This is a genomic window from Bradyrhizobium sp. SHOUNA76, from assembly GCF_023006445.1.
In the GTDB taxonomy this organism is placed as follows: Bacteria; Pseudomonadota; Alphaproteobacteria; order Rhizobiales; family Xanthobacteraceae; genus Bradyrhizobium.
On the sequence record NZ_JALBHA010000273.1, the window covers coordinates 1 to 8,508 of the forward strand.

Here is an 8,508-nt window from a genome sequence, read left to right on the forward strand (position 1 = left end):
CAGCGCGACCCTGGCACCTTCCGCCGCGAGCGTCGTCGCGATCGCAAGCCCGATGCCGCGGCTGGCGCCGGTGACGAGCGCAACGCGATCGTTCAGCTCGAGCTTCATCGCGCTGCATCCTCGATCCAGCCGACCGTCATGTCGCGATATCTTGCCAGCGCGCCAGCATGGTCGCCGTCGGATGCGCGGGCAGTCTGCAGGATGTACTGGCCCTTGTAGCCTGAGCGCTCGATCAGCCGAATCGTCTTGGCAAGGTCCGCATTGCCGGTGCCGAGCGGGACGGTGGTGCCGCCGCGAATGCGGTCTTTCACGTGCACGTTGAGAATGCGGGGTGCGTAGGCGGCAATCTCCTCGTCGCTGTCGTAGCCGAGCGAGGCGCTGTTGCCGCTGTCGTAGTTGATGCCGAAGATTTCGGCCGGAAATGCCTCCATGAACCGGGCAAGCTCATCCGGCGGCAGATCGGATTCGAAGACGATCTTGACGTTTCGCCTCGCCAGCAGTTCGGAGCGGGCAAGCAGCACGCGCTTCAACGTATCGCTCTCGCCCTCGCGCTCGATCTTGCCGTTGTCGACCAGCGGGATCACGACGAACTCGATGCCGATGCGGCTACAGGCGGCGATCAGGAGATCGAGGTCGGCCACGAGAGCGTCGCGCACGACGGCATCGACCTTCCAGAACGGCGCCTGCATGAAGCAGTCGCCGGTCAGGCTCGGGATGCGCACGCCGTTCTCGCGCGACAGTGCCAGAATCTCCTGCTGCCCCGGCTCGGTCGTCAGCGGGTTCTCGCGCAGCCGTTCCTGATCGATGGTCCATTCCATCCGTGTCAGGCCGAGCTCCTTCGCGCGTGAAAATTCCTTTTGCCACTCGTCCCAGGGGAAGGCCTGGATCTTGTCGTCGACCAGGGCCGAGAGCCGTCCCTGCATGAAGCCGATTCGTTGCAGCGTTGCGGTCACGATTTGCTATCCGAGCTGATGGCGAGGCCTTTGGCGATCCAGCCGCCGTCGACGAAGATCTCCTGACCGGTCACATAAGCAGAGGCTTCCGACGTCAGGAAAACGGCCGCTCCCACCATGTCGGCGGGCTGTCCCCACCGGCCGAGCATGGTGTGGCGGCGCCTGTCTTCGTGCATGAGGGGATCGGCAAAACTCTTCGCGGTCATCTCTGTCGCGACGTAGCCCGGAGCAAGTGCGTTGACGCGGATGCCGTCGGGCGCGTAGTCGGCCGCGAGTGCGCGCGTCAGCCCGGCAAGACCCGCCTTCGCCGCCACGTAGCCGGGATTGCCGGGAAAGCCGCGGATCGAGTTGATGCTGGTGACGTTGACGATCGCAGCCGAGCCCGCCTTCTTCAGGAGCGGATACGCGGCAAGGATGGTGGCGTAAACGCCGGTGAGGTCGGTCGCGACCGTGGCGCGAAAGCGCGCAAGCTCACTCTCATCAACTTTTGCGGGGAGGCTGATGCCGGCGGCGTTGACCAACGCGTCGATACGCCCGCCTTGCGCGGCGATCATGCCGAATGCGCTTTCGATCGCCTTGTCGTCGGAGAGGTCGCACGCAATTGCGGTAACGTCCTGGGGTGCGGTCCCGGAACGGCTGAGGCCGAACACCATAGCGCCCGCCTCTCGCAGGCCGGTCGCGATGGCCGCGCCAATGCCCCGCGAGGCGCCGGTGACCACCGCGATCTTGCCTTTGAGCGAGAAGGCGCTGAGGTCAGGCATAGCCGTAACTTTGCATGATGGCGGCGCAAAGCTTGACGTCCTCGGGGCGGTCGATCTGGAACATCTTGTGACGCTCCATCACGTGGAAGCCGATCTTGCCGCCGAGACGGTTGTTCTGCTCGCGCAGGAGGGATGGGATCAGGACGTAGAACGAGCCGTTCTCCAAATAGCGCTTCTCGATCTGCTGCCGCATGCGGCGGTTGCGATAGTCGTAGTTGATCGGCTCCGGTCCGTTCGCGCCGATGCGCCAGTTGAAATAATCCTCGACCTCGCAGACCGAGAGCAGGCTGTCGAGATGATCGCGATCGAAGGTCGCGAGCGCGTTCTCGATGTCGCTGGGTTCGCGGATCGGCGATGTCGCCTGGAGCGCGACGATGCGCTCGAACCGTCCCATCCGCTCGTCGATCGCATCGAGTGCGTGCAGCCAGGCGGATTCGGAGGAGGCGAGGTCGCCCGAAATGTCGGCCGGGCGCTGCACGCCGACGGCTCCGGCGGCCTCGGCCGCGGCGAGGATGTTGTCGCTGTCCGAAGAGACCGCCACCACATCGACGCCCCGCGCCGCGCGTGCCTGCTCGACTGTCCACGCGATCAGCGGTTTGCCGCAGAGATCGAGCAGGTTCTTGTGTGGGATGCCCTTGGAGCCGCCGCGTGCGGCGATCACGGCCAGCGTCTTGCGCGCCATCAGACGTGTCCCTCGAGACGCTCGAGCGCGGTCCAGAAGCCTTCGCCCATGTTCTTGTGGCCCTGCCAAATCTCGGGAATGAACGAGGCCGTCGGCGCATGCTTGCGCAGCACCTGTCCGATCTCGTCGAAGTCGATCTCGCCTTCGCCGATCTGAAGACCCTCGCCGTCGAGTCCCTTGGCGTCGCCGAAATGCAGATGCGCGGTGTGCGGCCCGAGCTGGGCGAGGCCTTGCGCGAAGTCGAAGCCGAAATGATTGGCGGCGAGTTTCGTGTGCGAGATGTCGACGCACATCCGCAAATCGTGCTTGGCGCAGAACGCGGCCGACTCGTCCGGGAATATAAAGATGTTCTGGTGGCGCTGGCCGCCGAAATGCCAGGGGAACGGCGCCATGGTTTGCGGCGTCAGTTCGACGCCGTCCATGTCGAGCTCGGTCAAGCTCTGCGCGAAGATGCGGTAGCGCTCGGCTTTCTCCTCCGGCGGCAACGGCTCGTCCATGGTGAAGCCGCCGATATTGGCGACGATGGGCGGGCGCTTGGTCTTGGGAAAGTACTTCTTCAGGCCGCGGGTAATGTCGATCACAGCCTGCGTCTGCTCCAGCGAATAGCGCCGCAAGGCCTCGTCAGGGGTTGCGAGGTCCATCAGCTTGGAGCCGGCAAACAGCTCCGGCGCATGCACGACGAAGCCGAGATCGTAGGTGCCGGACAGATACGCCGCGGGATCGCGTTCCATGTCGCTGTAGCTGAGATGGAATTCGATGATATCAGGCTCGCAGATCTCCAGGAAACGCTCGGCGTCGTGATAGCGGACCGGCACGCCCCAGGGGCGGTCGAAGCGGTAGCGCCGAGCTTTCGTGGCGCCTTCGTCGAGATCGCTCTGGAAGAAATAGTCGTCGGCCGCCATGGTCCGCGTCAGCTTGCGGCCGAGCAGAGCCGGCATCCTGAGCGGCGACAAGCCCTGTCCCGGGCTCTTCACCGCGATGTCGGCTTCGGAGATCACGGTACCGGCCGAAAGGTCGCGCGCGGCCACCAGGCTCTTGGCGAGGTTCTCGCGATTGATCAACTCGCCCTGGCTCAGCGCGCGCTCGGCCCGTTTCTCGCCGCGCGCCGCCTCCACCTCGCGGATGCCGGAGACCAGCGACTTGAATTCCTCCGGCTCCAGGCTCGCGGCATGGTCCGGACCTTCCATCTCCCGGTCGAGGGTGATGTGACGTTCGATGACGACGGCGCCGAGCGCGACGGCGGCCGTCGAAACGGCGACGCCGCGCTCGTGGCCCGAATAGCCGACCACCGGATGGATCTCGCGCAGCGTTTCCATGAAACGCAGATGGATGTTGTGGAGCGCGGCCGGGTAGGTGCTCTGGCAATGCAGGAGCACGTAGCTCGCGTTGCGGTCGTCGAGGAATTTTGCCGCGGCCCTGATCTCGTCCGTCGTGCTCATGCCGGTCGAGACGATCAGCGTCTTGCCGGTGGCGGCGAGGCGCGCGAGCAGCGGCAGGTTGGTAAGGTCGGCGGAGGCAACCTTGTAGGCTTGCACGCCGAAGCCTTCGAGCACGGCGACGCTGCTCGCGTCCCAGGGCGTGCAGAGATACTGGATACCCTTCGCTGCGCAGTACTCGGCGATCTTCTTCTGCTGCGCGGTCGGAAGCTCGAAGCGCCGCAGGAGATCGAGCGTATACTCGACGGCGAGGTCGTCGTCCTTGCCCGAAAGGCTCGACGCACGGTAGACCTCGTCCAGCTTGCGCATCTGGAATTTGGCGCAATCGGCCCCGGCCGCGACTGCGGCGTCGACCAGCGCAATGGCGCGGTCGAAGTCGCCATTGTGGTTGTTGCCGATCTCGGCGATGACGTAGCAGGGCTCGCCGTCGCCCAGAAGACGGTTGCCGATGCGGACCGGAGCGGGCTGTTTGGGCGATGTCATCAACATTCTCGTCTCATATGCGTCAGGCGAATCGCGCGGGAAAGCGCGACTTCCACGTTCGCAGCCCGTTCTCTTCGAACATGATGCGCGAACAGCTATGCCCCTGTTGTTCCAGCGCGGCGATGAGCTGGTAGCGCTCGAACGGCCGTACGAAGAACATGAAATAGCCGCCGCCGCCGGCGCCCAGCAGCTTGCCGCCGACCGCGCCATGCTGCTTGGCGAAATCGTAGATCGCATCGATCGCGTCCGAGGAGATCTTCGAACTCAGCTTCCGCTTGGCGTGCCAGGCCTCGTCGATCAGTCGGCCGCATTCCAGGAGCTGGCCGCGCAGGAGATGCCGCCGGATGTCGCGCGTCACTTCCTTTTGCTTGGCGGCCGCGGCGACCGCGTCGCTGGTCTCGTGCTGAGCCTTCTGGTCGCGGTGGATGGCGCCGGAATCGCGGCCAGAGCCCGTGTAGCAGAGCACCAGGCTCTCCTCGAGTTCGGCGATGATGTTGGGGTCGAGGCGCAGCGGCACGATGGTGTTCTGGTCGGAGAAGAACTCCATGTGATTGAAGCCGCCGAACACGGTAGCGTACTGATCCTGCCAGCCGCCGGGGATGTTGAGCATCAGCCGCTCGGCCTGAAACGCCATCTCCGCGATCTCGTGGCGGTCCCATTGGTCGCCGCGGAATTCGTTGAAGCATCCGATGATGGCGGAGGTGACCACCGCCGAGCCGCCGAGGCCTGAGCCGACCGGGAAGTCGGCGGAGACCTCGAGCTCGAACCCATAAGTCGGCTTGATCAGGCGCACGACGGACTTGATCAGCGCAAGATCTCCGTCCGTACCGAGTTCTGCGAGATTGTCGGCCTCGATTGTACGCCGGAAATCGTGCGAATAGATCCGGATGCTGGAATCGCTCCGGCGCCGCAACGTCGCGTGAGCGTACATCTTGATCGTGGCGTTGATGACCGCGCCGCCGTCATTCTCCACGAAATAGTGGGTCAGGTCGGTGCCGCCGCCGGAGAAGCTGATCCGCACCGGCGATCGGGCGCGGGCGAACACCTCGCTCTCTTCGGACAGGTTGAACAGCTCGCGGCTGAACACGTCGACGAGGCGCCCTTCGCCGTCCAGGATCGGCACCACGTGCACGCGCTGGTCGAGCAATTTGAGGATCTGTTCGCGCGGGCCGCCGGTGCGCGCCCAGACGAAGTTGCGATTGATGCAGGTCGCAACCCGGTCATGGATCGTTGTGCCGGCCAGCATGCGCCTGCGGATGTCGCCGTCCGTCACTGCCCCGACAATTCGTCCGCTCGCGTCCTGCGCGAACAGGATGCCGAGCATGTTGGCATTGAGGCGCCGGAAGGCTTCCTCAATGGTCTCGGTCTCGGCGATGGTGACGAGGGTTCGTTCAAGCACGTTTTGGGGTCCAGGAAAGGCCAATTCCAGGCCATATCGTAGCAGGGTTGGTAATACGGGAGCGGCAGGGACGATGCAAGGTTCCTGCGCCCGGGGCATCGCGCCCAAAGGGGGCGATCGAGCGCTCCGGCCGCAGAGTGGCCGATTTACATTGGCCGCGGTTTCTATAGAAGGCTTCGCAAGGGGTCTAGACGACATGTACGTGATCGGAATCAGCTCAGGGATCAAGCACGGGCACCATGACGGTGCGGCGGTGTTGTTGCGCGATGGCGAGTTGATCGCAGCCGCCGAGGAGGAGCGTTTCACGCTGGCGAAGCATGCGCGTGGCGAGCTGCCGCGTGGCGCCATCGGCTTCTGCCTGAAGCAGGCCGGCATCACCATGCGTGAGGTCGATTGGATCTGCTCGCCGCTGAAGACCTACACGAACTACACGCAGCGTCTCACCGAATATTTCAAGTATCAGTTCGGCTACAGCCCGAAGATCGAGCTCTACGACCATCACCTCTGTCATGCCGCGAGCTCGTTCTACGGCTCCGGTTTCTCGGAGGCGACCGTGGCCTGCTTCGACTTCTCGGGCGATTCCAGCTCCGGTCTCGTCGCCCACGCACGCGGCAACGACTTCCGCGTGCTGACGCGGTTCGGCCGCAACAACAGTCTGGGGCTCTATTACGGGATGCTGACGCAGTATCTCGGCTATCAGATGACCAATGACGAGTACAAGGTCATGGGCCTGTCGTCCTACGGTAGCCCGGACTATCTCGACAAGTTTGCCAAACTCCTGCGCCCGAACGGCATCAACTACGAGCTCGATCCCGAACTCGACAAGCGCAGGCGCGACGCCGAGATCTTCACGAGCGACTTCTCGACGCGGCAGGAGCGCATCTTCACCGAGAAGATGGAGGAGATTTTGGGGCCGCGACGGCTGCGCGGCCAGCCGCTCGATCAGCGGCTGACCAACATCGCCGCAAGCGGCCAGAAGCAGCTCGAGATCGTCACCACCGAGGTGATCCGCGCCGCGATCGCCGAGACCGGCTGCGGCGACGTCTGCATCGCCGGCGGTGTCGGCCTGAACTGCAAGATGAACATGGAGATTGCGGCCGAGCCGTCCGTGAAGCGTCTGTACGTTCCGCCGGTGCCGCACGATGCGGGCGTGGCGCTGGGCGCCGCGATGATGAAATGCGCGGAGGCGGGCCATGCGATCGCGCCGCTGACCCACGCTTACTGGGGACCGGACTATTCCAACGACACGATCCGGGAGACGCTGGAGAAGATCGGCGCGCGCTTCGAGCTGCTCGACGATTCCGTATCGCGTTGCGTCACCGACTTGGCGGAGCAGAAGACCGTGGGTTGGTTCCAGGGGCGGATGGAATACGGTCCGCGGGCGCTCGGCAACCGCTCGATCCTGGCGGATCCGCGCCAGGCGGGCATGAAGGACCGCATCAACCTCACCATCAAATACCGCGAGGAATTCCGCCCGTTCTGCCCGTCAGTGCTGTACGAGCGCCAAGCCGAATATTTCGAGGACACCTTCGACGCGCCCTTCATGGTGGTGACGTTCCCGGTCAATGAGAAGGTCGCCAAGACCATGCCCGCGGTGGTCCATGTCGACAACACCGCGCGCATCCAGAGCGTCCATGCGGACAGCAACCCGCTCTACGGCCGACTGATCGGCGAGTTCGCGAAAGCGACCTCTCTGCCGGTTCTGATCAACACCAGCCTCAACATCAACGAGCAGCCGACTGTGAACGCCCCGCTGGAGGCGCTGCACACCTATTTCTGCTCGGGCCTGGACGTGCTGTATCTCGGCAATTACCGGCTGTCGAAATCGAATTGAGCCTACCGTTCGTCCGCGATCACCTTGCCGTCGTTCGGCAGCGCGCCGGGACCGACCAGATCGACGCTTCCACCGAGTTTCGTCACGGCGCGTAAGCTGGCCGCAACCTCTTCGCGCAAGGCGTCGTTCGCGGTCGCCGTTTCCGCTTTCAATGTCATTGCGTCGGTTTCGCCCTGTCGCGTGACGACGAGGCGCAGTCTTCCGAGCTCGGAATGCCGCTTGCCGATCTCGGCGATCTGCTCGGGACGGACGAACATGCCCTTGACTTTGGTGGTCTGGTCGGCGCGGCCCATCCAGCCCTTGATGCGCATGTTGGTGCGACCGCAAGCACTCGCGCCCGGCAGCGCTGCGGTGAGGTCGCCGAGAGCGAGCCGGATCCAGGGATGATGCGGGTCGAGCGAGGTCACCACGATCTCCCCGACGTCGCCGGGCGCCACGGGATCGCCGGTGCCGGGCTTGACGATTTCCAGGATCAGGTCCTCGTTGACGACCATGCCCTCGCGAGCCTCGGTCTCGAACGCGATGAGGCCGAGATCGGCGGTGCCGAAGGCTTGGTAGGCGTCGATCCCGCGTGCCTTGATCTCGGCCTGGAGCGAGGGCGGGAACGCCGCGCCCGAGACCAGCGCGCGCTTGATCGAGGAGACGTCGCGGCCCGAGCTCGCCGCGGCATCGAGCAATATCTTCAGGAAATCCGGCGTGCCGCTGTAGCCAACCGGGCGGTAGGCCTCGATCAGCTCAAACTGTTGCTCGGTATTGCCGGGCCCTGCCGGGATCACGGCGCAGCCCAGCGCACGCGCCGAGGCATCGAAGATGAAGCCCCCCGGAGTGAGGTGGTAGCTGAAGGTGTTGAGGACGACGTCATCGGGGCGGAACCCGGCCGCGAACAGCGCCCGCGCACCGCGCCAGGGGTCGGCCTGCCGTCCCTCGGGCTCAAAGATCGGGCCGGGGTAGGTGAAGAGG

The 8,508-nt window shown here is 64.6% G+C and carries 8 protein-coding genes; 1 reads left to right on the top strand and 7 read right to left on the bottom strand.

Annotated features, from left to right (window positions below; translation table 11 throughout):
• From MOV74_RS24010 to MOV74_RS24035, 6 genes are all read right to left on the bottom strand, one after another.
• Positions 1–108 (bottom strand): SDR family NAD(P)-dependent oxidoreductase (locus tag MOV74_RS24010; RefSeq protein WP_246928110.1); only part of this gene is annotated, 108 nt, incomplete at its 3' end.
• Positions 105–953 (bottom strand): sugar phosphate isomerase/epimerase, encoded by an 849-nt coding sequence (locus MOV74_RS24015; protein WP_246928083.1) that lies wholly within the window; start codon positions 951–953, stop codon positions 105–107. The genes MOV74_RS24010 and MOV74_RS24015, both read right to left, overlap by 4 nt.
• Complete coding sequence (locus MOV74_RS24020) at positions 950–1,714, bottom strand: SDR family oxidoreductase (protein WP_246928085.1); 765 nt, start codon at positions 1,712–1,714, stop codon at positions 950–952. The genes MOV74_RS24015 and MOV74_RS24020 overlap by 4 nt, the downstream gene beginning before the upstream one ends.
• Complete coding sequence (locus MOV74_RS24025) at positions 1,707–2,396, bottom strand: acylneuraminate cytidylyltransferase family protein (RefSeq protein ID WP_246928087.1); 690 nt, start codon at positions 2,394–2,396, stop codon at positions 1,707–1,709. Before MOV74_RS24025 ends, MOV74_RS24020 begins: the two co-directional genes overlap by 8 nt.
• On the bottom strand, positions 2,396–4,315 hold the full coding sequence (locus MOV74_RS24030; RefSeq protein WP_246928089.1) for an N-acetylneuraminate synthase family protein: 1,920 nt from the start codon (positions 4,313–4,315) through the stop codon (positions 2,396–2,398). The genes MOV74_RS24025 and MOV74_RS24030 overlap by 1 nt, the downstream gene beginning before the upstream one ends.
• Before the next feature lie 22 nt (positions 4,316–4,337).
• Positions 4,338–5,714 carry a CBS domain-containing protein gene (locus MOV74_RS24035; RefSeq protein ID WP_246928097.1) on the bottom strand — a complete coding sequence of 459 codons (1,377 nt, stop codon included), beginning with the start codon at positions 5,712–5,714 and terminating at the stop codon, positions 4,338–4,340.
• 196 nt (positions 5,715–5,910) lie between these two features.
• On the opposite strand from MOV74_RS24035, the gene MOV74_RS24040 reads away from it, so the two are divergent.
• A complete protein-coding gene (locus MOV74_RS24040; protein ID WP_246928099.1) occupies positions 5,911–7,548 on the top strand; it encodes a carbamoyltransferase C-terminal domain-containing protein in 1,638 nt (545 codons plus the stop codon).
• A gap of 2 nt (positions 7,549–7,550) precedes the next feature.
• On the opposite strand, the gene MOV74_RS24045 is transcribed toward MOV74_RS24040, so the two are convergent.
• Positions 7,551–8,508 (bottom strand): phenylacetate--CoA ligase family protein (locus MOV74_RS24045; RefSeq protein ID WP_246928107.1); only part of this gene is annotated, 958 nt, incomplete at its 5' end.